Raw genomic sequence first — 26,998 nt, forward strand, 5'->3', positions numbered from 1 at the left:
CCGCGCCCGAGACCACATCCGAAACCGGCACCGCACCGGGCATGAGCCGCACCGCCCCGGTCCCCGCACACCGCGGGGGCCGGGGCTCTGTGCTGTCGGCCTGCCGTCCCGGCATCGACCGAGGGGAACCACACAGGAGTCTTTGCAAAGAGACCTGTGGAGTTTAGGCTGCCGCGCATGCCCGAGGAAGCCAGCGTCGCCCCGACCTCCCCGTCCTCCCCATCCGCCCCATCCTCCGGGTCCGGCCCCTCGGCCCCGCCCACCGGGTCCGGGGATCCGGCGGACCGGAACGCCGAGGCCGTCACCCTGGACACCAGGGGGCTGCGTGCCCTCGCGCACCCGGTGCGGGTGCAACTGCTGGGCCTGCTGCGGATGCACGGCCCGGCCACGGCGACACAGCTCGCCCTGCGGCTGAACCTCAACACGGGGGTGACCAGCTACCACCTGCGCCAGCTCGACGCCGCCGGCTTCGTCGCCGAGGACCGGGAGCGCGGGAACGGGCGGGAGCGCTGGTGGCGGGCCGCGCACCAGGAGACCCGGATGGACTGCTCGGCCATGATCGAGCAGGACCCCGAGGCGACGGACGCCTATCTGCGGTCGGTCGCCGCCACGGACACCCTGCTGATCCAGCGGGCCGTGAACGGGTTCCCGACGATGCCGCGCGCCTGGCAGGACGTGGCGGACTTCAGCGACTTCCGGCTGCGCCTCACCCCGGACGAGGCGGCCGCGCTCCGCACCGAGCTGCGCGAGGTCGTCGGGCGGTACCGGAAGGACACCCCGGGCCAGGCGCCGGGCGCGCCCGCGGACGCCGAGCCCGTCACCCTCGTCTCCTATCTGCTGCCCGATCCGGCCGGCCGGCCGGAAGCGGACGGGGAGCGGGACGAGGACGAAGGTGCGCACCCCGGCGGTGAGTCGTGACGGGGAGTACCCGGCCGGCGCCCGGTCGGCGTTCGTTCCGGCCGGTCGCGGGGCTGCTCGCGGCCATCGCCGTCTCCCTGACGGGCACGCGGATATCGGCGATCTCCATACCGTGGTTCGTGCTGGTGACCTCGGGCAGCGCCGCCCAGACGGGGGTCGTGGCCTTCTTCGAGATGGCGCCCTACGTGCTGGTCAAGGCGTTCGCGGGGCCGCTGGTGGACCGGGCCGGGCCGCGCGTCGTCTCCTGGACGACGGACCTGGTCAGCGCCGGTGCCGCCGCGGCCGTGCCGCTGCTGCACACCCTGGGGCAGCTGTCGTATCCGGTGCTGCTCGGGCTTGTCTGCCTCATCGGGGCCGCCCGCGGGCCCGGGGACTCGGCCAAGCAGATCATGGTCCCGGAGGTGGCCGACCGCGGCCGGATACCGCTGGAGCGGGCCACCGGGATGGAAGGGATCATCGAGCGGCTCGCCTCGACCGTCGGTCCGGCCGCCGGTGGGGCGCTCGTCGCCGCGGCGGGCCCGCTGACGGGCCTGACGGTCAACGCGGCCTGCTTCGCGCTCGGGTCGCTGATCATCGCGGTCTTCCTGCCGCGCGGCACGGGCCGTCCCGTGCCCCCGTCCCCGTCGACGTCCACGGCCACGGCCACGGCCACATCGCCGGGAGCCGTGGGCGCGGACCGGGCGGGGCAGCCGGGGCAGGCCGGTTACTGGCGGCGGTTCGGGGAGGGGTTCGCCTTTCTGCGGCAGGATCCGCTGCTGCTGACCGTCATCACCGTCATCGGCCTCACGAACTTCCTGGACGCCGCGTTCATGTCCGTGCTGCTGCCGGTGTGGGCGCACGACTCCGGGCACGGGCCCGCCGCGATCGGGCAGGTCAACGCCGCCCAGGGGGTGCTGGCGATCGGCGGCAGCTTCCTGGCCGCGACCTTCGCCCACCGTCTGCCGCGGCGGCTGGTCTTCTTCGTCGCCTTCCTGTTCGCCGGGGCGCCGCGGTTCCTGGTGCTGGCCACCGATCTGCCGCTGTGGGCGGTGCTGGGCGTCTTCGCCATCGGCGGATTCGGCGCCGGCTTCGTCAATCCGATCCTCGGCGCGATCTCCTTCGAGCGGGTACCGCGCCCCCTGCTGGGCCGGGTCAAGGCGCTCGGCGACTCGCTGGCCTGGACAGGGATCCCGCTCGGCGGGCTGGCCGCGGGCGCCGCCGTCACCTCGCTCGGCCTGGCCCCCGTGCTGGTCGTGTGCGGGGCCGCCTACTTCCTGACGACGAACCTGGCCGCGCTCCGCCCCGAGTGGAAGGAGATGGACCGCACCCGGGGGAAGGGCGCGGCACCCGTGCCGCTCCAGCACGAGACCTCCGCCGCACCTCCCGACCGGGACGCCGCACCTCCGGAGCGGACCTCCCCACACCCTCCGTGACCGCCTATGCCCCGCCCGCCGGACCGCCTGCCGGACCGCCTGCCGATCCGGCTGCCGGTCCGCCCTCCGTCCCGTCGCCGTCACGTGGCGTCGCCGCCCCGTCGCCGTCGGCGCCACCGCGCGGAGCCGCCGTCGGCCGTGGGGGATCGTCCAGGAAGCGCGTCAGGGGGAGCGTGGCGGCGCCCACGGTGACCGCGTCGGGGCCGAGGTCGCCGAGGGCGATCCGGGTGCGGGCCCAGGGATGGTGCAGGGCCCGGGCCCGGGCGGCGGCGCGGACGGCGAGCAGCAGGCGGGGGCCGAGCAGCAGGCCCGCCCAGCCGGAGAGCACGATGCGCTCGGGGCTGAAGAGGTTGACGAGGTCGGCCAGTCCGGCGCCCAGGCAGGCGGCGGTCTCGTCGAGGACGGCGGTGGCGACGGGATCGTCGCCGTCGGCGGCGGCGAGCAGCGCGGCAAGGGCCCCCTTCTCGCCTTCCCCGCCGCTCCCGCCGGCTCCGGCGCCTCCCTGGCCCTTCTCCCCTGCCCGGCTCCCCTGGCTCTCCGGCCGCTCCTCGCCACCCCCACCGTCCCCGGCGGCTCCGCCCACCGGGCCGCCTCCGGCCTCGCGCCACCGTTCCAGGACGGCGGTGGCGCCGACGTACGCCTCCAGGCAGCCGGCGGCGCCGCACCGGCAGCGGCGGCCGTCGAGGCGGACCGTGGTGTGGCCCCATTCCCCGGCGCCGCGGGAGGCGGGCCCGTAGGCGCTGCCGTCGGTGATGACGCCGGCGCCGAGGCCCGAGCCGAGGAGGACGACGACGGCGTCGCGGGCGCCGCGGCCGGCGCCGAACCAGGTCTCGGCCTGGCCGAGGGTGCGGGCGCCGTTGGAGATCAGCAGCGGGGTGCCGGAGGGCAGCCGGGTCTCCGCGCGCAGCAGGGCCTCCAGGGGCGCCGCGTCCCAGCCGACGGTCTGCCCGTGCACGACGGCGCCGCCGCGCTCGGGCCGGTCCTCGACGATGCCGGGGACGCCGAGGCCGACGCCGAGCAGCCCCAGCGGCGGCGGGGGTCCGGGGCGCCGCGCCGCCCCGGCCGCGCGGACCGTGTCGAGCCCCTCGGCGACGAGGCGGACGACGTGGGCGAGGTCGTGCCCGCGGTCCCGCAACGGGTACTCGGCGTGGGCGCGTCGGGTCAGGGTCACGTCGAAGAGTTCGACGCGTACCCGGGTCTCGCCGACGTCGACGCCGATGAGTTCCCCGGCGCCGGGCGCGACCCGCAGCAGGGTGCGCGGCCGGCCCCCGTCGGAGCCGACGGAACCGGCCTCCTCCAGCAGCCCGTCGGCGAGGAGTTCGGCGGTGACGTTGCTGACGGAGGCCGAGCTGAGCCCGGTGGCGGTGCCCAACTCCTGCCTGCTGAGCGGGCCGTGGAAGTACAGATGGCGCAGGAGTGTGGCGCGGTTGGTGCGCCGCAGGTCACGCACGGTCCGCCGGTTGCGCTCGGGCATGTGCTCCCCCTCTCGCGCCGGGCTCGGGGGCCGCTGCCCGGCGCTCCGTTGGCAACTCTTCCCTGCACGACGTCTTGACGGCCTCTTCTTTCATTACTTAACTCACGCCGCAAGTTAAGTGCCCGGTCGACCGTGTTCGCCTTCAGAGCCTTAATGCTCGCCTCCCAGGAGGGGCCTCAACGACCATGCGCAGATTCCGTACGGCGGCAGCCGCCGCGCTCACCACCGCACTGACCGTCGCGCTGGCCACCGGCTGCGGCGGGGGTACCACCACGGGCGGCGGTGCCAGCAACAGCAAGCCGAAGGAGCTGACCTACTGGGCGAGCAACCAGGGGTCGAGCCTGGAGCACGACAAGAAGGTGCTGGGGCCGGAGCTGGAGAAGTTCGAGAAGCGGACCGGGATCAAGGTCAAGCTGGAGGTCATCCCGTGGTCGAACCTTCTGGACCGGATCCTGGCGGCGGCGTCCTCCGGTGAGGGCCCGGATGTGCTGAACATCGGCAACACCTGGTCGTCCTCGCTCCAGAAGAGCGGGGCGCTGCTGCCCCTGGACGACGAGGCGCTGGCGAAGACGGGCGGCAAGAAGCGGTTCAGCCCGTCCGCGTTCGCCGCCACCGGGCAGCGGGGCGAGACCCCGGTGGCCGTGCCGCTGTACTCGCTGACCTACGCGCTCTACTACCACAAGAAGCGCTTCGAGCAGGCCGGCATCGACGGCCCGCCGAAGACGTGGAAGGAGCTGGTGGCCGCGGGCAAGAAGCTCACCGGCGACGGGCGGTACGGCCTCGCCGTCGAGGGCGGCGACCCGGTGGAGAACTCCCACCACGCCTTCGTGTTCGCCAAGCAGCACGGCTCGGACTTCTTCGACGCGAAGGGGAACCCGACCTTCGACTCCCCCGGCAACGTCAAGGCCGTCAAGCAGTACGTGGACTTCGTCGCCGGGGACCGGATCGCCGCCAAGGGCAACGCCGAGTACGCGGCCCGGCAGTCCGTGCGGGACTTCGCCAAGGGGAAGGCCGGGATGCTGCTGTGGCAGGCGGCGCGCTCCCAGCTGCTGGCCAACGGCATGAAGGACGGCGAATGGGGAGTGGCGCCGGTGCCGGTGCGGTCGGCGTCCGACGGCGGGCAGCGGGCGGTCAATTCGATGGTCGCCGGCATCAATCTGGCCGTCTTCAAGGACACCGACAACCGTGACGGCGCCCTGGAGTTCGTGAAGTTCATGACCTCGACGGCCGAGCAGAAGAAGCTCAACGACACCTACGGCTCCATCTCGCCGGTGCTGCGCGCCCAGCAGGCCCCGCCGCGGGACGAGGACGAGAAGGTGATGCGTGCGGTGCTCGCCGACAGCTCGGCGCCGCTGCCGCAGGTGCCCGACGAGTCCAAGTTCGAGACGCTCGTCGGCACGGCGATGAAGGAGCTGTTCGCGGACGCGGCGGCCGGCCGGTCCGTCACCGAGGAATCGGTGCGGCAGCGGCTGGGCGAGGCCCAGCAGAAGATGCGGAAGTGAGCCGCCCGGTATGAGCACCCGCACCGAGCGGATCCGGCGTGCCGGGATGCCCTACCTGCTGCTGGTCCCGGCGCTGGTCCTGGAGTTGATCGTGCACATCGCGCCGATGGTCACCGGGATCGTGATGGCCTTCAAGGACCTCACGCAGGAGTACATCCGCAACTGGGGCTCCGCGCCGTGGGCCGGGCTCGGCAACTTCCGGATCGCCGTGGACTTCGACGCGCCCGTCGGCGAGGCGCTGCTCCGCTCCTTCGGCATCACCTGCGCGTTCACCGTGCTCGCCGTCGGGCTCGCCTGGCTGCTGGGGGTGACGGCGGCGATCCTCATGCAGGACGCCTTCCGGGGGCGGGCGGCACTGCGCGCGCTGTTCCTGACGCCGTACGCGCTGCCGGTGTACGCGGCCGTCATCACCTGGTCGTTCCTGCTCCAGCGGGAGGGCGGGCTGGTCAACCACGTGCTGCACGACCAGCTCGGCCTCGTCGACGAACCGCCGTTCTGGCTGGTGGGCGACAACAGCTTCCTCGCGCTGGTCGTCGTCTCGGTGTGGCGCACCTGGCCGTTCGCGTTCCTGATGCTGACGGCCGCCCTCCAGAACATCCCCCGGGACGTCTACGAGGCGTCGGCGCTGGACGGCGCCGGGATCTGGCGGCAGATCCGGCATGTGACGCTGCCCGCGCTGCGGCCCGTCAACATGGTGCTGCTGCTCGTGCTGTTCCTGTGGACGTTCAACGACTTCAACGTGCCGTTCGTGCTGTTCGGCAAGTCGGCGCCGGAGTCGGCCGATCTGATCTCGCTGCACATCTACCAGTCCTCGTTCGCCACCTGGGACTTCGGCGCCGGATCCGCGATGTCGGTGCTTCTGCTGCTGTTCCTGCTGGTGGTGACGGCGTGCTATCTGCTGCTGACCCGAGAGAGGAGCCGTCCCCGTGGCCGATAGCGCCCCCACCCTCGTCGACGGCGGGCCACGGCCCGGCGGCGCCCCCGCGCCCGCGCGGCCGGGCGGGCCCGCGCGTCCCGCGCGCCGGGGCCGTCGCACACCGCCCGGGCCCACCGCTCCCCCGCGCTCCTTCGTGTGGACCCGGCGGATCCTGCTGACGCTGCTGGCCGTGTTCGCCGCCGTGCCGCTGTACGCGATGCTCAGCAGCTCGCTGAAGCCGCTGGAGGACGTCACCGGCGCCTTCCACTGGTTCCCCAGCGAGCTGACCTTCCGGCCGTACATCGACATCTGGCGGACCGTCCCGCTGGGCCACTACTTCCTCAACTCCCTGATCGTGGCGGCCAGTGCGACGGTCTGCTCCGTCGTCATCGCGGTCTTCGCCGGCTACGCCGTCAGCCGGTACCGGTTCCGGGGGCGGCGGCTGTTCACCGTCACCGTGCTGTCCACCCAGATGTTCCCCGGCATCCTGTTCCTGCTGCCGCTGTTCCTGCTGTACGTCAACCTCGGCAACGCCACCGGCATCGCCCTGTACGGCTCGCGCGGCGCGCTGATCCTCACCTATCTGACGTTCACGCTGCCGCTGTCCATCTGGATGCTGGCCGGCTACTTCGACTCCATCCCCCGCGATCTGGACGAGGCCGCACAGGTCGACGGGTGCGGGGCGCTCGGTGCGCTGTTCCGGGTGCTGGTGCCGGCGGCCGCGCCCGGCATCGTCGCCGTCGCCGTGTACGCCTTCATGACCGCCTGGGGCGAGGTGCTGTTCGCGTCCGTCATGACCAACGACGCGACCCGCACCCTCTCCATCGGCCTCCAGGGCTACTCCACCCAGACCCAGGTGTACTGGAACCAGGTCATGGCCGCCTCGCTCGTCGTCAGCGTGCCCGTCGTCGCCGGGTTCCTGCTGCTCCAGCGCTATCTCGTCGCGGGGCTCACCGCCGGCTCCGTCAAATGACCCCGCTGTGCCGAAGGTCCGCCGGCGGCCCGCGCCCGGGCCGGCCCGGCGCACACACGGAAAGGACGCCCGTGCCCCACACGCCGCACCCCGACCGCCCCGCCGCCGACCCGGTCGCCGAGCGACTCCGCGCCCTGCCCGAGGACTTCGTCTGGGGCGCGGCCACCTCCGCCTACCAGATCGAGGGAGCCGTCGCCGAGGACGGGCGCGGGCCCTCCATCTGGGACACCTTCAGCCGGCTGCCGGGCAGGGTGGCCGGCGGCGACACCGGCGACGTGGCCTGCGACCACTACCACCGCTGGCGTGAGGACCTCGGCCTGCTGCGCGAACTCGGCGTCGGCGCCTACCGGTTCTCGCTCGCCTGGCCCCGCGTCCTCCCGCACGGCGACGGGCCCGTCAACGAGCCCGGCCTCGCCTTCTACGACCGGCTCACCGACGCCCTGCTGGAGGCGGGCATCACCCCCTGGCCGACGCTCTACCACTGGGACCTGCCGCAGGCGCTCCAGGACCGCGGCGGCTGGCCGCACCGGGACACCGCCGAGCACTTCGCGGCCTACGCGGCGCTCGTCGCCGACCGCCTCGGCGACCGCGTCACCCACTGGGCGACGCTCAACGAGCCGCTGTGCTCCGCCTGGATCGGCCACTACGAGGGGCGGATGGCGCCCGGCAGCACCGACATGGCAGCGGCCGTCCGCGCCGCGTTCCATCTGCACCTCGGCCACGGCCTGGCCGTCCAGGCGCTGCGCGCCGCCGTGCCCGGCGCCCGGATCGGCATCGTCAACAACCTCACCCACTGCGAGCCCGGCAGCGACAGCGACGCCGACGTCGCCGCCGCCCGCCGCGCCGACGGGCACACCAACCGCTGGTGGATGGACCCGCTGCACGGGCGCGGCTACCCGGAGGACATGGTCCGGCTGTACGGCACGGAGCCGCCCGTCCGCGCCGACGACCTGGAGACCGTCGCCGCCCCGCTGGACTGGCTCGGGCTCAACTACTACTTCCGCAGCGTCACCCACGACGACCCCCGCGGGCCGCTCCCGCACGCCCGGCCCGCCGCACCGCCCGCCGGGGCCCGGCTGACCGGCATGGACTGGGAGGTGCACGCCGAGGGGCTGACCCGCACCCTGCTGCGGATGACCGAGGACTACGGCGCCCGCCGCATCCTCGTCACCGAGAACGGGGCGGCCTACCCGGACACCGTCGGCCCCGACGGGCAGGTGCACGACCCGGAACGCACCCGCTATCTGGAGGAGCATCTGGCGGCCTGCGCCCGCGCCGTCGAGCGGGGCGTGCCCCTCGCCGGGTACTTCGCCTGGTCCCTGCTGGACAACTTCGAGTGGGCGTACGGCTACGCGCAGCGCTTCGGTCTCGTCCACGTCGACTACGCCACCCAGCGCCGCACGGTGAAGAGCAGCGGACGCCGCTACGCGGACCTCGTCCGCACCCACCGCGCCCGCCACCGCCCGGCAGCCTGACCTCCGGACCTGCCGGACCCTGCCGGACCCGACGGCCGCGCCGGACACCCCGTCGGCCGGGGCGCGTCGGGCCCCGGCCCCCGGCGCCTACTCGCCGTCCGCGCCGATCGCCGTCCGGAGGGGGACGGCGGCGGCGCGGTGGGACGGGATCAGGGAGGCGACGACGCCGAGCGCCGCCGAGCCGGCGAACAGCAGCAGCATCGTGCCCCACGGCACGGTGAGCACCGCGCCCTCCTGGCCCCCGACCACGGCCGCGCCGACCACGCCCCCGGTCACCAGCCCCAGCGCGGCGCCCAGCAGGGAGATGACGAGCGACTCCAGCACCAGCACGGCCCGCACCCCGCCCCGGTCGAGCCCGACGGCCCGCAACAGGCCCGTCTCCCGCACCCGTTCGTGCACGGCCATGCCCATGGTGTTGGCCACGCCCAGGGCGCCGATCAGCACCGTGACGCTGAGCATCGCGTACATCGTCCGCAACAGCGAGGAGAAGCCGTCGGCGGCCTCCCGCCCCACATCGGCCCGGTCCTGGACGAGCAGCGCCGGGTTGTCCAGCGTGTGCCGGATCTCCCGCTTGAGGCCGTCGGCCCGGCCCTGCCGCGGCGTCACCAGGACGGACTCGACGGGCGCCGCCTCCCGGGCCTCGGTGCCGGAGCGGGCCGGCAGCGCGTCGCTGGGCAGCAGGGCCGGGGTGAGGGCCTCCGGCCCGTCGTAGACGGCCACGACGCGGCGGTCCACCCGCCCCCGGCCGTCGGCGAACCGGCCGGTGATCCGATCGCCCACGTGCCAGCCGTGCTCGCGCGCCGCCTCCCGGGTGACGGCGACACCTCCGGCGCCGAGCCGCTCCAGGGAGCCGGAGCGCACGTGCAGGGCCGGGATCCGGGGCACCGCGTCCGCGTCGACGGCCACGGCCGACAGCACTTCTCCCCCGCCCTCGCCGCCGTCGCCACCGCCGTCACCGTGCCCGTCGCCGCCGGTCTCGATGGCCGTCCCGGTGACCGGCGTCACCGCCCGTGCGTCCGGCAGCCGCGCGACACGCGGGGCCACGTCGTCACCGATCTCCCCGAAGTCGACGGCGGTGATGCGCAGTTCGGTCGGCATGTCCCGCTCCGCCTCGTCGCGTGCCATGGCGCCGAGCGAGGCCACGGTCACCGTGACCGCGGCCACCAGCGACAGGCCGACCGTCAGCGCCGTGGTGGTCGCCGCCGTACGGCGCGGGTTGCGGCGCACATTGGCCAGCGCGAGGGTGCCGCGGACCCCGGCGAGCCACCGCAGCGGTGCCCGCAGCACCCGGGTCACGCCCGTCGCCAGCAGCGGCGTGAGCAGCGCGACACCCATCAGCAGCAGCGGCACCGCCGGCAGCAGCAGCCCCATCGGGTCCGGGGAGCCGGCCGCGGCCTTCAGCGTCAGCCCGCCGAGCGCGGTGACGCCGGCGCCCAGCAGCTGCCGGCGGCGCAGCGAGGCCGGGGCCGGCGGCTCGGCGGTGCGCAGCGCGGCGACGGGCGGCACGGACGCGGCCCGCCGCGCCGGCAGATGGGCGGCCAGGGCGGTGACGCCGATGCCGACGCCGAACGCGGCGAGCAGCGGCGTGGGCTCCAGCAGGCCCGGCCGGACGGACGCCTCCACGCCACCGGCCGCGGCGTCGAAGAACCCGCCCAGCGCGTGGGCGACCCCGATGCCGAGCAGGTATCCGGCGACCGAGGCGACCGCGCCGACCAGCACCGCCTCCGTCAGCACCAGCCGCTGCACATACCGCCGGGTGGCGCCGACCGCCCGCAGCAGCGCGTACTCGCGGGCGCGGGCCGCGCCCAGCATGGTGAAGGTGTTGCCGACCAGGAACGTCGAGACGATCAGGGCGATACCGGCGAAGCCGAGCAGCAGTTGGGACAGCTTCCGGCTGTCCGGGCTCTCGGCCGCCTCCGCGTCCAGCTCGGTCCTGGTGACGGTCTCCAGCCCGCGCGGCAGCTGCCGCCGCACGCTGTCGGCCAGCTCCGTCGGGGGCGTGCCGGAGCGGGCCGTCAGCGTGACGGAGGAGTAGCGGCCGGGCGCCGGCGCGAAGTGCCCGGCGGCCGTCGCCCGGTCGAACGCGGTGAGCGTGCCGCCGGCGGCGAGCCGCGGATCGTGCGCGGTGAACACACCGACCAGCCGCACCCGGTGCACCTTCCCGGCCACGACGACGCGCACCCGGTCCCCGATGTGGTAGCCGGTGCGCCGGGCGGAGGCCGCGTCGACGGCGATCTCCCCGGCGTCGCGCGGGCCGCGGCCCACCGCGAGCGGATAGCGGGGGTCGGCGCCGCCGCGGCCCGGCACATAGGCGGCACCGGCCGCGTGCGCGCGGGAGCCGACCAGCTGCCCGTCCGGCCCGACGAGGAACGCGCCGCCCTCCAGGGTGCCGCGGGCGGCCGACGCGCCCGGCAGCCGGGCCAGCCGCTGCCGCAGCTTCTCGTCGATCCGGGGCCCGTCGGAGCCGGTGCCCGGCGGGCCGGCCGACTCGGCGGGACGGACCTCGACGGACACATCGGGCCGGGACGCCGTCCACGACTCGGTCATCGCCGAGCGGACGGCCCCGCTGTAGAGCAGCGAGCCGCTGACGCAGGCCACACCGAGCAGCACGGCGAGCGCGGGCAGCGCGAACCGCAGCTTGTGGCGGCGCAGGTTACGAAGGGCGGTACGGAGCATGGGGGCCTCGGCCTCGATCGGCTGTCGGTTCGTCGGTCGACGGGTCTGCGGGTCGACGGGTCTGCGGGTCTGCGGGTCCGGCACGGGCCCACCGGACCCGGTGCGGGTCCGGCGCGGGTCCACGGGATCCGGCGCGGGTCCACGGGGTCCGGCGCGTGCCCATGGGATCCGGCGCCCGTCGTCGGAGTGCGCGCACCGGGCGGTGGGCCGTGGACGACGGACGGACCGTGGACGACGAGCCGGGGGCGACGGGCCGTGGACCGTGGACGGCGACCGGGCGGTGCCGCGGGCAGGGCCCGGCGCCGGCCGTGCGGAGAGCCCGGCGGCCACCGGCGTGGGGCTGTGCCGGTGGCCGCCGGACCGGTGTCCATCCTGGTCGCCCGGGGCGGGCCGCGGATCAGCCGGAACGCCGAGTCGGCGGCGTGCGACGGGTCGGCCGATCGGACGAGGTGCCGGGTGCGGCGCGCACTTAGCGTGGGACGCCATGAAGTCCTTGTCCGGTCACCGCCCCCGCCGGCAGCAGCTGTTGTTCCTGCTGAGCGCCGTCGTCCCGCTCACCCTGCTCGTCCTGGAGGCCGTCGACGCGGGCTCCTGGCAGCTGTTCGGGTGCTGGCTGGTGTCGGGCGGGGTGCCGCTGGCGGCGCTGTACGCGCCCCGCGACCGGTTCACCGCCGTCGCCGCCACCGCCGTGCCGGTGTCGTTCCTCGTGACGCTCGTCGGCACCCGGCTGGCGCACAGGCCCGAGCACACCTTCGGCTTCGTGGAGGCGGTGGCGCTGCTGCTGCTCGTGGCCCGCGCCCTGTGGCAGCAGCCGCTGCCCCGCGCCGCGGCGCTCGCCGCCGGTGCGACCCTCGCCGCCGGTTCGCTGTTCCTGCGGCTGGAGCCCTCGCAGTACAGCGTCACCGGCGGGATCACCGCGGCGGCCGCGCTGTTCGCCGGGGCCCTGATGGTGGTGCTCGGACTGTGCCTGCGGCTCCTGGACACGCTGCGGGCCCGCGAGCACGAGGCCGGGCTCCAGGCCCAACGGCTGGAGTACGCACGGGAGTTGCACGACTTCGTGGCGCACCACGTCACCGCCATCGTCGCGCAGACGAAGGCGGTACGGTTCACCACGGCCGCCGGGATGGCGCCGGGGCCCGAGGAGCTGGACCGGAGCCTGGCCGGCATCGAACGGGCCGGTTCGCAGGCCATGGAGTCCATGCGGGGCATGGTGACGGTGCTGCGCGACACCGGCAGGACGGCCCCCGCCGACCGCGGACTCGACGGGCTCCGCGCCCTCACCGCCGACTTCTCCGCGGCGGGGCCGCCCGCCACCCTCGCGCTCGACCCCCGGCTGGCCGACGCGGACGGCACGGTACCGGCCGAGGTCACCGCCGTCGCCCACCACGTGGTGCGCGAGGCCCTCACCAACATCCGCAAACACGCGCGGGAGACGACCTGTGTGACGGTCGACGTGCGGAAGGCCGACGACGGGCCATGGCCCCTGCTGCGGGTGTCGGTCACCGACGACGGCGCGGGCGCGGGACCGGACGCCGACGTGCCCGAGCGGGACGTCCGCGCCGCCGACGCCGCGGCCCGCCGCGCCGGGAAGGAGAGCGGGTTCGGCCTCACCGGCCTCGCCGAGCGCGTCGAGGCCCTCGGCGGGCGGCTCACCGCCGGCCGGCGGGCCGGTGCCGGCTGGACCGTCGGCGCCGAACTGCCGCTGACCGCCGCACCCCACGGGGACGCGCCCCGTGCGGGTCTGCGACCGTGAACGCCATGACGATCCGGCTACTGATCGCCGACGACCAGGAGATGGTCCGCTCCGCGTTCCGCATGATCCTCGCCTCGCAGCCCGACATGGAGGTCGTGGCCGAGGCCGCCGACGGCGTCACCGCCGTCGAGGAGGCCCGCCGGCTGCGCCCCGACGTGTGCCTGCTGGACATCCGCATGCCGGAGCTGGACGGCCTGGAAGCCACCCGCCTCCTGGCCGGCGGCGACGTACCGGACCCGCTCAACGTCCTCATCGCCACCACCTTCGACCTGGACGAGTACGTCTACCGCGCCCTGCGCAACGGCGCCTGCGGCTTCCTCCTCAAGGACGGCTCACCGGCCCTGCTCGCCGAGGCGGTCCGCGCCGCGGCGGCCGGCACCTCCCTGATCTCCCCCTCGATCACGGTGCGGCTGCTGCGGCACATGGCACCCGACGCCGACGCCCGCCCCGTCACCGCGGCGGCACCGGCCGCCCAGCGGCTGGTCGAACCGCTCACCCAGCGGGAACTCGACGTCGTCGGCCGCGTCGCCCGCGGCCGCACCAACGAGGAACTCGCCGCCGAACTCCACGTCTCCCTCTCCACGATCAAGACCCACCTGGCGAGCATCCAACGCAAACTCACCGCCCGCAACCGCGTCGAAATCGCCGCCTGGGCCTGGGAGAACGGGCTGTGCGCAGGGGGCTGAGGGGGCACACGTTCCTGCGGTGAGGGGCCGGACGGGCGGGGCGCGCCGGGGGCCGGGCCGCTGGGTGCGGGGCGGCCCGCCCCGGGCACGGCAGGCGCGCCTCTCTCCGGCCGCACCCCACCGGGCCGCTCCCCACGGAGCGGCCCTCTTCCGTTTCCCGGGTCCGTCCGGCCGCCGGGGCTGCCGGGGCGACCACGAAGCGACCCGGGGGCGCCCGTCCGCGACCGGGGTGCGTGGTGGCATGGAAGGCGCACGAAGCGGCTTGTCGGGTGTGTCGGGCCGGTGAAAAGCTGTCGGGCATGCCTGACAGCCCCATGTATGACTACGCGTCAATTCTCGGGGAGGTGAAGGCGATACGGCGAGTCGGCCTGGTACGGCTGCGGGAGCTGGAGCTGCCCTCCCTCGCGCGGGTGTGCGCGGCGCGGGCGGATCCGGGCGGTGTCCCGGGGCCCGGCGCCGTCGAGCGGCTGCTGCGGGCGGCCGTCGCGCGGACCGACGCTGGCACGCTCCAGGAAGCGGCGGAGTTCAGCCTCGGCCTGGCCCAGGGCACCCGGGACTGGCCACCGGCCGACCGGCGCCGCAGGGCGGCGAGGCTGTACGGCGTCAGCGTCGAACGGTTCCGCAAGCACCAGGAGTTGATGGTGCTGGGCCAGGTCGCGGAGGAGATCCTGCGGCTGGCCGAGGAGGGCGTGCGGGAGCCGGCACGGGAGGCAGCGCAGCAGCAGGCGCGGGAGCCGGGGCGAGAGGCCGGGCAGGAGACGCGCCGGGCCGCATCCGCGGGGGTGGGGCGGTCCGGTACGGGGGGGTAGGAGGGGCCGGACGGCGGGCGGTACACGGGGGCGCCCGCCCCGGCCCGCTCCGGATGGGGCGCCACGGGTACGCGGCCGACCCACCGGAGGCTGGGGGTGGTGGTGGCGGGGCGCCGGGTGCCGGTGACGCTGCACGTCCACCCGGTCGATCTGCTGCGCGACGTCGATGTGATCGTCTCGCCGGTCAATGTGCACTTCGCGCTGCCGGAGCCGTTCAAGGCTTCGGTGGCCGCGTCACTGCGGAGGGCGGGAGCGCTGCGTGACGCGGCCGGCGGGCTCGTCGAGGACCGGATCCACGACGAGCTACGGGGGTGGGCCGCCCGGCACGGGGTCACGGGCCGGGCGGCCCTGCCCGGCACCGTCGCACCGACCGGTCCGGGCGCCCTGGCGGACCAGGGGATCCGGCGGCTGTACCACGCGGCGGTCACCGTGCCGCGTGCCGGGACCAACGACTACGACGTGCTGCCGGCCGATGTGACCCGCGCGGTGACCCGGGTGTTCGCGCTGCTCGCCGCGGAGCGGGACGGGTTCGCGCCGCCGTTGCGGTCGGTGTGCTTCCCGCTGCTGGGCTCCGGCCGGGGAGGGCTGCCGTACGCGGAGAGCCTCGGCGCCGTGTGGACGGCCGTCGAGGCGGAACTGGCCCGGGGCAGCGGGTGGGACGTCCATCTGGTCGTGCGGCATCCGGAGCGCGCCGGCCTCGTCGAACGGCTGCTGACGGGCGGCCCGCCGCCCGACGGCGCCCCGGTCGTCACGGGAAGGAAGGAGCACGGGTGAACCCCTACGGTGTGCTGGCACACGCCGCCGCACGGTGGCAGCGGCTGCGCACGCGACTGCCCTCGGCGGGGCCCGGGGTCCCGGACGAGGCGGGCGTCGACGACGCCGTCCTGCTGCGCGCGCTGGACGAACTGCGGGACGCCCCGGCGGGCAGCGAACGCCGGGACGCGGCGGCACGGCGCGCCGCGGAACGGCTGGCGCTGCTGCTGCCGGGCGGGGTGCCCGCGCCGGACGGCGGCACCGGCGGCGGCCGATTCGCCGAAGTGCCGTCGGCTGAGCAGGAGTTCGAGGGTTTCCGCGCGGACGATCTGGCCGTGCTCGTCCTCGACGGGCACGGGATGGTGGGCCCCGTGCTGGGCCCGGTCAGGGAACGGCTGCTGGCGGCCGACTCCCTCACCGCCAACGAACTGGCCCTCGGCGCCGCGGGTCCCCCGGCCACCGGTGAGCCTGCCGACGACACCGCTGACGGGCTTGCCGGCGGTGAGCCTGCCCACGGCACCGCTGACGGACCGGGCACCGGTCAGCCATCCCACGGCACCGCTTGTGCCCCGGTCGCCGATGTGCCGGCCGACCGCTCCTCTCTCGCCCCCGACGTCGATCCGGCCTCCGGCGGGGCGACGGCGGACGGCCCGTCGCGTGGCGGTCGGGCCGATGGCGGCGGAGAGAGCCCGGTCCGGTCCGCGGCCGGTGAGCGTCCCGGTGATCGGCGGGGTGACCGGCGGGGTGACCGGTCCGGCGGGCAGGAGCCCGACCCGCGGCTGATCAGGCTGCGCGGGCGGCGGGGCGAACCACGGTGGCCCGCCTTCCAGTTCGAGGGAGGACTGGGCCCGCCGCTGCCCGTCGTGCTGACGGTCAACGAACTGCTCGACGCCGAGCGGGACCCGTGGGGCGCGGCCGACTGGTGGCTGGCGGGCAACGCCTGGCTGGAGGGCGAGATACCGGCCCGGCTGGCGGGCACCGCGCACGATCCGCGGCTGGTGGACGCCGCGCGCTTTCTGCTGGAGGACGTGTGAGACCGCTGCCGGACGTGCCACGGGAGGCGGACCCGACACCGTCGTGGGAGGACGCGCTGCCGCGGTCGGCCGCCGGGGGCCCGTCGTACGCGGGAGTTCCGTCGCACACGGCACAGCTGCCGGTCGCGCGCGAGCCGTCGCCGTACGCGGGAACGCGGTCTCGTGCGGAAAGGCCGTTCTGCGCGGGAAATCCGTCCGGCACAGCGAGCCCGCCCGGTACAGCGAGCGCGTCCGGCACGGGAGGGCCACCGTCGCGCGCCGGAACGCCGCGCCACGCGGAAAGCCCGTACAGCACGGGTGACCCCTCCGGTGGCCGGGGCCCGTCCCGCACGGGAGAACCGCCGCCGCGCATGGGAGCGCCGTCAGGCGGGGGAGACCGGGCGCGAGCAGACCGGGCGAGGGCAGAACAGGCACGGGGTTGGCGCGCATGGGAGTGGCGTGCGCGGAATGGCCGGGCGCGGAGCAGGTGCACGGGGAAGGGGCGGGCGTGGCAAGGCCGTTGTGTGCCGGGGGACCGTCAGGTGCGGGTGGGCCGCAGGGAGCGGCGGGGGCGCAGGGAGCGGCGGGGGCGCAGGGAGCGGTCCGCGGGCCGCAAGGGGTGGCGGGGGCGCGGGGAGCGGTCCCGGCGAGGACGCGGAAAGCGCTCTTGACAAGGGCGCGGGAAGCGACCCGGGCAGGGGCGCAGGAAGCAACCCGAGCAGAGACGCGGGAAGCAACCCCGGCAAGGACACAGAAAGCAACCCGGGCAAAGACACGGGAAGCAACCCCGGCAAGGTCACAGGAAACAACCTCGGCAGAGGCACGAGAAGCGGCCCGGGCGGAGGCCCGAGGAGCTGTCCTGGCGGGGGTGCGATGAAGGCACGGCCGCCTCGGTCCCTGCCGGGCACGCCCCGTCTGCTGTCGCTGCCAGCCGGCACCCCGCTCTACCGGGTGCACTCGGCAGCACGCTCCCCCGCCGCGTTCAACACCCGGCGCACCCCGTGCCTCTACGGCGGCGGCCGGTTCGACGCCACGACGCACAGCGACGGCTACGGCTACCTGTACGCGGGGCTGACGGAGGAAGCCGCGGTGTGCGAGAGCCTGTTGCGCTCCGTGCCGTTCGCGCCCGAGGGAGGCCCCCGGCTGGTGCAGCGCGCGGCCGTACGGGGCCGCCGGTTCTCGTTCCTGCGGACGGCGACGGAGCTGCGCCTCGTGCCGCTGCTGTCCGGCCGCGATCTGGCGGCCGTGGGACAGGACGCGTGGCTGGTGCAGGCCGACCCGGTGGACTACCCGTACACCCGCGACTGGGGGCACTGGATCCGTGCGCAGGCCGACCCGGCGGCGCAGGGCTTCATCTGGCCGTCGAAGCGCGAGCCCGCCGACCACGCCCTGGTGCTGTTCGCCGACCGCTGCCCCGATCCGGTGCTGGAGGACGCCGGGCCCGAGCCGGTCGACCTGGACACCCCGGACGGCACCCGCCGGCTCAACGGGCTCCTCGCCCCGTACGGGGCCGCCGTCCCGCCAAGCGACTGACCCGCACGAGGACCGGACCGCGCAAGGGCCGCGCCGCGCCAGGCTCGCCCCGCACAACGGCCGGACCGCACAAGGACGGGACGCACAAGGGCAGGACCGCTCGGCGACCGGCCGTCACAGCAGCCGACCCGCACCACGACAGACCTCGGCAACCGACCCGCCCGGCAGCCGGACCACCCGACGGCCGGACCACCCGGCGACCGGACCACCCGGCGGCCGACCCGTGCCGACCGACCCGGCCGAGCGTCCCCAGCGACCGCCGTACCGGACCGGCAGGAGCGGGACAACCGGACGCAGAACAGCGAAGCAGCACAGCAACGCAGCAGCGCAGCAGCACAGCACCACAGCGGCAGCACAGCCGAACGGCAGGACACAGCCGAACAGCCGAACAGCCCCCAGGAGAACCGGACATGGACGAAGTCGCACCCGGCGCCGGACCGGCGGTCGGCGGCCGGGACCAGCGGACGGCCGAGCTGTACGCGGCGCTGGAGCAGCTCGGCCCCGACCCCGACGGGACGCGCGCCCTCGCGCTGCACGGCGAGCTGGCGGATCTGCACCACGAGCAGGGGACGGTGTCCCGGGACCCGGCGGACTTCCGGGCCTCGGCCGAGCACTGGCGGGCGCTCCGGCAGGCGGCCGAGGACGGGGTGCCCGGCATGGACGGCGCGGTGACGCACTACGGGCTGGGCCGGGCCCTGATGCTCGCCGGGATGATCGGCGCGGACAAGGACGAACTCCGCGCGGCGCAGCACGCGTTGGACTGTGCGGTGGAGTCCGTGCCGGACGGCGCCGAGCCCGAGTGGCTGCTGGACGCCCGGGCGCGGGCCGCCTGTCTGCGCGGCGGTCTGAGCCTGGAGGACCGCGACGCGGAGCAGGCGGCGGTGGCCGAGCAGGAGATCGAGGAGCTGCTGGCCCTGCCGGACGCGCTGGAGCAGTTCCCGCCCGGCTTCCTCGAACAGTTCGCCAAGCTGCTGTACGAGTGCGCGGCGGGGCGGGACGACGACGCGGGCCGGGAGCGCGCGCTGGAGCTGCTGCGGCACACCGTCGTCAGCCGGCGGGCGGAGCGGGACGGTCCGGCGTGGCGTCCGGGGCTGACGCTCGCCACGCTCCAGCAGACCCGCTACCAGGCGGACCGCGACCCGGCCCGGCTCCGCGACGTGCTGCTGGGCACCGGCCGTGTCCTGGAGGCGGCCGAGGCGGCGGACGTGGACCAGGAGATGTGGCACGCGGCGCGGCTGCTGCGGCTGTGGGCCGAGCAGGAGTGCGCTTCGCACGGCGTCCGGCCGGAGGGGGAAGGCACAGGACCGGGCGGGACCGAGAGCCCCGGCGGGCGAGACGGTGCGGCCGATCCGGAGGAGGCGTGGAAGCAGCTCCGGGAGTCGATGGCCGTGTTCCGCGAGAGGTTCCTTCAGGGCGAAGCGTATTTCGACTTCCGTACGAACGAGCCGGGCAACGCCACGCTCAGCGAAGTGGCGGGCCTCGGCAGCACATTGCTGCGCGACGGCTTCGAGCGGACGTACGCCGAGTGGCAGGCCGAGGAGCCGGGCAGCGCACGCCGGGCGGACGGGGCGCTGCTGCTCCTGACGCAGCGCGCGTTCCTCGGTGGGCGGGACGGCCACATCCCTCGGGAGCAGATCGACACCCTGATCGACTCGGCGGTCTCGTGCCCGCACAAGGACGACGCCTGGCGCGCGCGGGCGCACACGATGGCGGCGGCCGCGCTGCTGATGGAGGACACCTCCGGCGCCCGACTGCGACTGGACGCGCTCGGCCACCATCTGCGGCGGGCACGCGAACTGGGTTGCTCAGACGCGGAGTTGGAGTATCTGGAGGCGACGGCCGCGATGCTGCGCGGCCAGATGTCCGGCGGCCGGGACGACGTGGACGCGGGCGTCGCGGCCGCGCGCCGACTGAGCGACCAGGGCTTCCTCAGCCCGTACCACACCCGGGTGCTGGCGGCGCAGAGCGCCGGTATGGCCGGTGCGCGGGCCGCGCGCACCGGGGATCTGGCGGGCGCCGACCGGGCGCTGGCCGAACTGGCGGACGTGCTGCGGGAGATGAAGCCGGAGGACCCGTCCCGGCTGGAGCTGTGGGTGTCGCTGGAGAACCTGGTGCTGGAGCGGGACACGCTCGCCCGCGCGGCGGGGCAGCCGGCGTACCCGCTGCCGCCGGGCCGGCCGGATGTCGGCGAACTGCGGCGCGGGGCCGAACGGTTGCCCCGCGGGCAGCGGGCCTGGGTGCTGGGCTCGGCCGGTCTGACCCGGGCCGGGCACGCGCTGCTCCAGCACGACGTGCCGGCGATCGAGGCCGCGACGGAACTGCTGCGCGAGGCGATGGACCTGGTGGCGGAGGACACCGACGACTGGCTGCGCTACGCGGGCACCCTGGGCGGCCTTCTCTGCGCCCTCAGCGACGCCGCGACGCACCCCCGGCGCCGGGCGGCGCGGCTCACGGAGGGCACGGAGCTGCTGGAGCGCACCGCCGAGCGGGCCGGCGGGCCCGCGCACCGGCTGTGGTCGAACATCGCGCTGGGGCTGGGCCGGGCCTACCGGGCCCGCGGCGGCCCGGGCGACCGGCGGCGCGCCCGGCGCAGCGGTCTGGACGCCCTGCGCGGCCACGTCCTCTCGACGCTCCTCCAGTCCGGCACGGCGCACGCCGCCGAGGCGGCGGGGTCGGCGACGGCCGGGGCGTTCGAGGTGGCGGCCTGGTGTCTGACGGACGGCGCGCCGGACGAGGCGGTGCGGGCGCTGGACGCCTGCCGCGGGCTGGTGCTGCACGCTGCCCTGACCTCGGCGTCGGTGCCACAGATGCTGGACGCGGCCGGCCGCACGGAGCTGGCGGCACGGTGGCGCGACGCTGTTGCCGCTGCCGGGGCCGCGGGGGCGGCGGGCGCCGAGGACGGGCCGGACGGCCCCGACAGCCGGCTGCGCCGGCAGGTGTTCGAGGCGCTGACCGCCGACGGCACCGGGGCCCACGTGCCGGCCCGGCGGCTGCTGCTCGACCCGCCCGCGCCGCGCCGGATCGGGCAGGCGCTGCGTGCGACGGGCGCGGACGCGCTGGTGTATCTCGTACCGGCGTCCGAGGACGGCGGGGGCGCCGCGGTGACGGTGACGGCGCGGGGCCGCGTCGACGCCGTGCCGCTGCCCGCGCTGCGCGAGGACGCCGAACCGCTGCGCGCGTACGGGACGGCCGCCGGAGCCGTCCGCGACCTCGGCCCGGTCGGCGCCACCGGGCAGCCGCACCCGGGCACCGGGCGGGGCCCGTGGGAGGAGCGGCTGGACCGGCTGTGCTCCTGGGCCTGGCAGGCGGCGATGGGCCCGCTGCTGGACCGGCTGCCGGGCCCGCGGGGCGGCGGCCCGGCGCGTGGACACGGGCGGGTGGCCAAGCTGGTGCTCGTCCCGATGGGGGCGCTCGGGGTGGTGCCGTGGCATGCGGCGTGGACGCCGGACGGGCGCGGCGGCCGCCGCTACGCGGTGCAGGAGTGCGAGATCTCGTATGCGGCCTCGGCCCGTCTGCTGTGCGAGGTGGCGGGGCGCGAGCCCGTCCGCCCGGACGGCGCGGCCCTGTTCGTCGGCGATCCGACGGGGGATCTGCGGCACGCGGGGCACGAGGCCGACGCCATTCAGCGGCGGCTGTACCCGGGCGCCCGCTATCTGGGCCGCCGGGCGGCCAGGGCCCGGCACGGCGCCGGCACCCCGGCCGAGGTGCTCGACTGGCTGCGGGCGCAGCGCGACCCGGGGGCCGTGCTGCATCTGGCCTGCCATGCGACGGTGGCCGCGGGCTCCCGGCACTCGGCCCATCTCGCCCTGCACGGCGGCGCGTTGGCGGCGGAGGAGCTGACGGAGGCGTCCGGCGGGATGCGGGACGCGGCCGGGGCCGGTATCGGCCTGGTGGTGCTGGCGGCCTGCCGCAGCCACATCTCGGTGCGCGGCAGCAACGAGGCGTACACCCTCTCCACGGCGTTCCTGACGGCGGCGGCGCGCTCGGTGATCGGCACGCTGTGGCCGGTGCCGGACGACACGACGTCCGCACTGATGTACATGACGCACTGGTATCTCCGCCACGAGGGCCACTCCCCCGGACGGGCCCTGCGCGCCGCGCAGTTGTGGATGCTGGATCCGCACCGGACGCCGCCGCCGGGGATGCCGCCCGCGCTGGCCCGGCACGCCCGTGCCGGCGCACCGGCCGACCCGGCGGCCTGGGCGGGGTTCACGCACCTCGGGCAGTGACGGCGGTCCCGCCCGGCGGTGGTGCCGCAGCCCGCTTTGGACGACGGGCCGCTCAGGGCACGAGGGTCCGCAGGGAGAGGGTGGTGGCCGTCCAGTCGCCCGGGCCGGGGTCGTCCACCGCGGAGCCCCAGGAGCCGACGGTGCCTTCGGAACCGCTCGCGCCGGCCGAGCCGACGGGGCCGAGGTCCCGGCCCCGGGCCGCCGGCGGGGGCGGTGCGAGCCGCAGCACACCGTCCGGGGCCTGCCGGGCGGCGGAACGTCCCGCGGGCACGCCCGGGTCCCAGGCGTCCAGGAGGAAGGGAAGGGTGTTCAACTCGCCCTCGGCCACGACGAGTTTGAGCCAGTCGCGGGCCCCGGCACCGGGGCGCGGTTCCCGGCCCGCGGGCAGGGACAGCTCGACGGGCGCTCCGTCCAGCGCGTGCCCGGTGCCCCGGGGGCCGATGAAGTCGCCGGGGAAGAGCATCGCGTGGCTGCGGTAGCTGTCGGTGAGGTCGAGGAGCACACACCACAGCTTCCGGTGGGTGCGGTTGTGCAGCTGTATGTGCAGCCGCGGGGGCCGGTAGCCGTGCGCGGTCCGGGTGTAGGGGCAGACGAGTTCGCGGACGCCGTCTCCGGGACGGGGCGGTGCGGTGCGGTCGTCGGCCGGTGCGATCTCCACCCGCACCGGGGAGCCGAGCGCGGAGAGCGGGTTGTCCAGACAGCGGATCCGGTCCCACTGGACGAGGTGGACGAGGCAGGCGGCGACCCGCGCGGCGTCGTCCGCGGTGGCCAGCGGCAGCGGGGGGACGAAGGCGCTGCCGTCACGGCGCACCACCTCCGCGCTGCCCTCGCGTACCAGCACCCGCAGCAACAGCCGTCCCTGAGCGGGGAGTTGCCGCGGTACGGCCGCCTCCCCGGCGCCGGACGCCACGGCCAGCAGCGGGGAGGGCCCGCCGCCCGGGCCCGCGTGCGCCAGCGCCTCCCGCAGGAGACGCACCGGCCGACCGTCCCCGGCCCCGGCCGGACCCGCGGCGGGTTCGACGGTCACCTCGGCGGGCGGCAGGGCGAGCGCGCTGAGCGTGACCGGGTAGGTGCGCTCGGGGTCGGGCTCCCAGCCCTCCGGGCGTACGAGGGTGCGGTCGGCGCGTATCTCGTGGGCACGCAGGGTCCGCCGACCGGCCGCGGCCCCGGACACGGCCCCCGGAACGGCCCCCGAAACAGCCGCCGTCGCCGGAACGGAAGCCGTCGCCGGAACGGCAGCCGTCGACGAGGCAGCGGCGGGCCCCGGGGCGGCAGCGGGCCCGGGAGCCTGATCGGCCCCGGAGGCGGCGGGCTCCGCACCGACGACGGCGAAGCAGGTTCCGCCGGCCCCCACGGCACCCACGGCCTCCGTGTCTCCCGTGCCTCCCCTGCCGACGAGGCCGTGTGCGGCGCCCGCGTCGATCTCCCAGCCGTCCACGCCCAGGCGCAGCAGATGCGGGGCGCGGGGGCCGGCGCCCGCTCCGCCCAGCAGCGGCGCATCGGCGGGGCCGCCCGGACGCTGCGGGAGCAGGACCGGGTGCTGGGCGGTGCTGCCGCGCTGCACCCGCGCGTGCGTCGCGGCCATCACCTCGCGTGAACTCGCCCCGTCGTAGGCCCCGTTGCCGAGGACGTCCAGCAGCGCATGGCTGAACAGGCCCCGCGTCCGTCCGTCGAACTCGTCCTCGTGCGCCAACTGGTCCAGACGGCCCGCGGCCAGCAGCAGATGCCGCTGCGGGCCCGGGTGCCCGGGCAGCGCGGCCAGGTCGCGGGCGGCGGCGCGGGCCCAGCCGGGCGCGGGCGGCGCGTACCGCACGGGCAGCACCTCGCGGGTCCCGCCGCCCGCGTAGCAGCAGTCCAGGACGGCGACGGTGTGCACGCCCCGGGCCGCGACGGCTTCGAGGAGCGCGCCCAGCCGCTTGTCCGGCAGCGTCCCGTCGGCGCAGACCAGTGCCTGGCAGCGCCCGGTGGGCTCCTTGAGCAGCTCGTCCGGTCCGCTCGCGGGCAGGTCGGTGCCGTGCCCGGAGAACCACAGCAGCGCGGTGTCGCCCTCCGCTGCGCCGCCGAAATGCCCGGTGAGGCCCGCCACGACGGCCTCGACGGTGGCCGCACCGTCGACCAGCTCCCGCAGCCGCAGCCCGGTGCCGCGCGCCGCGGTGCGGGCCCGCAGCCACTCCCCGGCCGCGCGGATGTCGTTGCGGCAGCCCGCCAGGCGGGGCAGGGAACGGGCCGGATAGTCGTCGATGCCGACGAGCAGGGCGTGAACCGTGGGCATACGCAGCAGTCTCGCACCCGCCCCGGGGCCGGGACGGGCCGAGCCGGGGCACATCCCGGGCACTTCCGGGTCGGCGTACGGGCGCGGCGACCCGAAGGTCAACTCGCGGGCGGCGCAGGGGGGTCGGAAGGCGGTGAGGTGGCGCTCCGGCGCCAGGCGAGGCCCCAGGCGAGGCGAGGCGCGAAGGCACGGCTCGACACGAGGCGTGAGGTGATGCCGGGGGACTCGAAACGCCTCCGCCCTCCCGTCGCTGGCCCTCCGCCAGGGGCGGAGGGTGGGGCGACGGGAGGGCGGGAGGGCGGAGGGCAGAGCGTGACCCGAGAAAGAGGAGGGTCAGCTCAGGGAGGCGAGGGCCTCGTTGAGGGTCTTCGACGGGCGCATCACCGCGTCGGCCTTGGCGGGCGAGGGCTGGTAGTAGCCGCCGATGTCCGCCGGGGAACCCTGCACGCCGATCAGCTCGTCGACGATGGTCTGCTCCTTCTCGGACAGCGTCCCGGCGAGCCCCTGGAACGCCTCGGCGAGCTGCGCGTCCTCGGTCTGCCGGGCCAGCTCCTGGGCCCAGTACAGGGCGAGGTAGAAGTGGCTGCCGCGGTTGTCGATGCTGCCGAGCTTGCGGCTGGGCGACTTGTTCTCCGCGAGCAGGGTGCCGGTGGCGCGGTCCAGGGTGTCGGCCAGGACCTGCGCGCGGGCGTTGCCGGTCTTCTGCGCGAGGTGCTCGAAGCTGACGGCCAGCGCGAGGAACTCGCCCAGGCTGTCCCAGCGCAGGTAGTTCTCCTTGACCAGCTGCTGCACGTGCTTGGGCGCCGAGCCGCCGGCGCCGGTCTCGAACAGGCCGCCGCCGTTGATCAGCGGGACGATGGAGAGCATCTTGGCGCTGGTGCCCAGCTCCAGGATGGGGAACAGGTCGGTCAGGTAGTCGCGCAGCACGTTGCCGGTGACGGAGATGGTGTTCTCGCCGCGGCGGATGCGCTCCAGCGACAGCTTCGTCGCCTCGACCGGCGACATGATCTCGATGCGCAGGCCCTCGGTGTCGTGCTCGGGCAGGTACTGCTCGACCTTGGCGATGAGGTTGGCGTCGTGCGCGCGGTCCTCGTCCAGCCAGAAGACGGCCGGGTCGCCGGTGGCGCGGGCGCGGGAGACGGCGAGCTTGACCCAGTCGCGGATCGGCACGTCCTTGGTCTGGCACATCCGGAAGATGTCGCCCTCGCCGACGGCCTGCTCCAGCACGAGCTGCCCGTCCGCGTCGGTGACCCGTACGGTGCCGGTGACCGGGATCTCGAACGTCTTGTCGTGGCTGCCGTACTCCTCGGCCTTCTGCGCCATGAGGCCCACGTTGGGGACGGAGCCCATGGTCGAGGGGTCGAAGGCGCCGTTGGCCTTGCAGTCCTCGATGACGGCCTGGTAGATGCCGGCGTAGCTGCTGTCCGGGATGACGGCGAGCGCGTCCTGCTCCTGGTCGTCCTTGTTCCACATGTGCCCGGAGGTGCGGATCATGGCCGGCATGGAGGCGTCGACGATGACGTCGCTGGGCACGTGCAGGTTGCTGATGCCGCGGTGGCTGTCGACCATGGCCAGGTCCGGGCCCGCGGCCAGCTCGGCGTCGAAGGACTCCTTGATCTCCGCGCCGTTCGGCAGCGACTCCAGGCCCTTGAAGATGCCGCCCAGGCCGTCGTTGGGGGTGAGCCCGGCGGCGGCCAGCGCGTCGCCGTACTTGGCGAAGGTCTGCGGGAAGAAGGCGCGCACCACGTGCCCGAAGATGATCGGGTCGGAGACCTTCATCATCGTCGCCTTGAGGTGCACGGAGAACAGCACGCCCTCGGCCTTGGCGCGGGCGACCTGCGCGGTGAGGAACTCGCGCAGCGCGGCCACGCGCATCACGGAGGCGTCCACGACCTCACCGGCCAGCACCGGCACCGACTCGCGCAGCACCGTGGTGGAGCCGTCGTCGCCGTGCAGCTCGATGCGCAGGGAGCCGTCGGCGGGCACGACGACGGACTTCTCGGTGGAGCGGAAGTCGTCGCCGTCCATGTGCGCGACGTTCGTCTTCGAGTCGGCCGACCAGGCGCCCATGCGGTGCGGGTTGGCCTTGGCGTAGTTCTTGACGGAGGCGGGGGCACGGCGGTCGGAGTTGCCCTCGCGCAGCACCGGGTTGACGGCGCTGCCCTTGACCTTGTCGTAGCGGGCGCGGATCTCGCGCTCCTCGTCGGTCTTCGGCTCGTCCGGGTAGTCCGGCAGCGCGTAGCCCTGCTCCTGGAGCTCGGCGATGGCGGCCTTCAGCTGCGGGATGGACGCCGAGATGTTCGGCAGCTTGATGATGTTGGCCTCGGGCGTCTTGGCCAGCTCGCCGAGCTGGGCCAGCGCGTCCTCGATGCGCTGGTCCTCCTTCAGACGCTCCGGGAAGCTCGCGATGATCCGGCCGGCCAGGGAGATGTCCCGGGTCTCGACGGCGACGCCGGCCGTCGAGGCGTACGCCTGGACCACGGGCAGGAACGAGTACGTCGCCAGGGCCGGGGCCTCATCGGTGTGCGTATAGATGATGGTCGAGTCAGTCACCGGTACTCCGCTTCACGTCGAGGTCGTCTCGATATCAAGATATCCGGTCGC

General features: G+C 75.4%; 15 protein-coding genes and 1 pseudogene. 12 read left to right on the top strand and 4 right to left on the bottom strand.

Translation table 11 applies throughout. The features are described from left to right. Positions 1-177: 177 nt before the first annotated feature. Both SCA03_RS27910 and SCA03_RS27915 read left to right on the top strand, forming a co-directional pair. Entirely contained in the window at positions 178-918 is a 741-nt protein-coding gene (locus tag SCA03_RS27910; RefSeq protein WP_141275725.1) for an ArsR/SmtB family transcription factor, read from the top strand. Then, a complete protein-coding gene (locus SCA03_RS27915) occupies positions 915-2,330 on the top strand; it encodes an MFS transporter (protein ID WP_174864512.1) in 1,416 nt (471 codons plus the stop codon). Before SCA03_RS27910 ends, SCA03_RS27915 begins: the two co-directional genes overlap by 4 nt. Before the next feature lie 4 nt (positions 2,331-2,334). On the opposite strand, the gene SCA03_RS27920 is transcribed toward SCA03_RS27915, so the two are convergent. Next, positions 2,335-3,804: an ROK family transcriptional regulator gene (locus SCA03_RS27920; protein WP_086814959.1), complete on the bottom strand. Its 1,470-nt coding sequence runs from the start codon at positions 3,802-3,804 to the stop codon at positions 2,335-2,337. Between the two features lie 185 nt (positions 3,805-3,989). Here SCA03_RS27920 and SCA03_RS27925 point away from each other — a divergent pair, with 185 nt between their 5' ends. The 4 genes from SCA03_RS27925 (at position 3,990) to SCA03_RS27940 (ending at position 8,670) form a co-directional block, all read left to right on the top strand. Beyond that, on the top strand, positions 3,990-5,306 hold the full coding sequence (locus tag SCA03_RS27925; RefSeq protein WP_030886968.1) for an ABC transporter substrate-binding protein: 1,317 nt from the start codon (positions 3,990-3,992) through the stop codon (positions 5,304-5,306). 10 nt (positions 5,307-5,316) lie between these two features. Continuing rightward, the gene (locus tag SCA03_RS27930; protein WP_078873818.1) at positions 5,317-6,243 is read left to right on the top strand and encodes a carbohydrate ABC transporter permease; all 927 of its coding nucleotides are present in this window, start codon (positions 5,317-5,319) and stop codon (positions 6,241-6,243) included. A gap of 133 nt (positions 6,244-6,376) precedes the next feature. Beyond that, positions 6,377-7,195 carry a carbohydrate ABC transporter permease gene (locus tag SCA03_RS27935; RefSeq protein ID WP_051847166.1) on the top strand — a complete coding sequence of 273 codons (819 nt, stop codon included), beginning with the start codon at positions 6,377-6,379 and terminating at the stop codon, positions 7,193-7,195. Positions 7,196-7,266: 71 nt separating this feature from the next. Continuing rightward, the gene (locus tag SCA03_RS27940) at positions 7,267-8,670 is read left to right on the top strand and encodes a GH1 family beta-glucosidase (RefSeq protein ID WP_371863997.1); all 1,404 of its coding nucleotides are present in this window, start codon (positions 7,267-7,269) and stop codon (positions 8,668-8,670) included. Between the two features lie 87 nt (positions 8,671-8,757). Here SCA03_RS27940 and SCA03_RS27945 read toward each other — a convergent pair whose 3' ends face one another. Further along, positions 8,758-11,430 (bottom strand): ABC transporter permease, encoded by a 2,673-nt coding sequence (locus SCA03_RS27945; protein ID WP_308698369.1) that lies wholly within the window; start codon positions 11,428-11,430, stop codon positions 8,758-8,760. A gap of 400 nt (positions 11,431-11,830) precedes the next feature. Here SCA03_RS27945 and SCA03_RS27950 point away from each other — a divergent pair, with 400 nt between their 5' ends. The 6 genes and pseudogenes from SCA03_RS27950 (at position 11,831) to SCA03_RS27980 (ending at position 22,122) form a co-directional block, all read left to right on the top strand. Beyond that, positions 11,831-13,099: a sensor histidine kinase gene (locus tag SCA03_RS27950; protein ID WP_086814956.1), complete on the top strand. Its 1,269-nt coding sequence runs from the start codon at positions 11,831-11,833 to the stop codon at positions 13,097-13,099. A gap of 5 nt (positions 13,100-13,104) precedes the next feature. Continuing rightward, a complete protein-coding gene (locus tag SCA03_RS27955) occupies positions 13,105-13,785 on the top strand; it encodes a response regulator transcription factor (RefSeq protein ID WP_030895680.1) in 681 nt (226 codons plus the stop codon). A gap of 410 nt (positions 13,786-14,195) precedes the next feature. Then, positions 14,196-15,368: pseudogene (locus tag SCA03_RS37345) on the top strand (macro domain-containing protein). Next, entirely contained in the window at positions 15,365-16,381 is a 1,017-nt protein-coding gene (locus tag SCA03_RS27970) for a hypothetical protein (RefSeq protein WP_086818414.1), read from the top strand. Before SCA03_RS37345 ends, SCA03_RS27970 begins: the two are co-directional and overlap by 4 nt. 852 nt (positions 16,382-17,233) lie before the next feature. Beyond that, positions 17,234-17,893 (top strand): RES family NAD+ phosphorylase, encoded by a 660-nt coding sequence (locus SCA03_RS27975; protein ID WP_051847159.1) that lies wholly within the window; start codon positions 17,234-17,236, stop codon positions 17,891-17,893. Between the two features lie 410 nt (positions 17,894-18,303). Beyond that, positions 18,304-22,122 (top strand): CHAT domain-containing protein, encoded by a 3,819-nt coding sequence (locus SCA03_RS27980; RefSeq protein ID WP_086818082.1) that lies wholly within the window; start codon positions 18,304-18,306, stop codon positions 22,120-22,122. 52 nt (positions 22,123-22,174) lie between these two features. Here SCA03_RS27980 and SCA03_RS27985 read toward each other — a convergent pair whose 3' ends face one another. Both SCA03_RS27985 and SCA03_RS27990 read right to left on the bottom strand, forming a co-directional pair. Beyond that, positions 22,175-24,394, bottom strand: coding sequence for a caspase family protein (locus SCA03_RS27985; RefSeq protein WP_158102357.1), 2,220 nt, complete (start codon positions 24,392-24,394; stop codon positions 22,175-22,177). A 333-nt stretch (positions 24,395-24,727) separates the two neighbouring features. After that, the gene (locus SCA03_RS27990; RefSeq protein WP_086817792.1) at positions 24,728-26,947 is read right to left on the bottom strand and encodes an NADP-dependent isocitrate dehydrogenase; all 2,220 of its coding nucleotides are present in this window, start codon (positions 26,945-26,947) and stop codon (positions 24,728-24,730) included. Positions 26,948-26,998: the final 51 nt, after the last annotated feature.

Source organism: Streptomyces cacaoi, from assembly GCF_006539165.1.
GTDB classification, from domain to species: Bacteria; Actinomycetota; Actinomycetes; order Streptomycetales; family Streptomycetaceae; genus Streptomyces; species Streptomyces cacaoi.

Bases quoted from the DNA above. Each gene is read 5' to 3' on its own strand.
- SCA03_RS27955 (WP_030895680.1), top strand. From the start codon at position 13,105: ATGACGATCCGGCTACTGATCGCCGACGACCAGGAGATGGTCCGCTCC.
- SCA03_RS27985 (WP_158102357.1), bottom strand. From the start codon at position 24,394: ATGCCCACGGTTCACGCCCTGCTCGTCGGCATCGACGACTATCCGGCC.
- SCA03_RS27980 (WP_086818082.1), top strand. From the start codon at position 18,304: ATGGACGAAGTCGCACCCGGCGCCGGACCGGCGGTCGGCGGCCGGGAC.
- SCA03_RS27930 (WP_078873818.1), top strand. From the start codon at position 5,317: ATGAGCACCCGCACCGAGCGGATCCGGCGTGCCGGGATGCCCTACCTG.
- SCA03_RS27950 (WP_086814956.1), top strand. From the start codon at position 11,831: ATGAAGTCCTTGTCCGGTCACCGCCCCCGCCGGCAGCAGCTGTTGTTC.
- SCA03_RS27925 (WP_030886968.1), top strand. From the start codon at position 3,990: ATGCGCAGATTCCGTACGGCGGCAGCCGCCGCGCTCACCACCGCACTG.
- SCA03_RS27920 (WP_086814959.1), bottom strand. From the start codon at position 3,804: ATGCCCGAGCGCAACCGGCGGACCGTGCGTGACCTGCGGCGCACCAAC.
- SCA03_RS27975 (WP_051847159.1), top strand. From the start codon at position 17,234: ATGAAGGCACGGCCGCCTCGGTCCCTGCCGGGCACGCCCCGTCTGCTG.
- SCA03_RS27910 (WP_141275725.1), top strand. From the start codon at position 178: ATGCCCGAGGAAGCCAGCGTCGCCCCGACCTCCCCGTCCTCCCCATCC.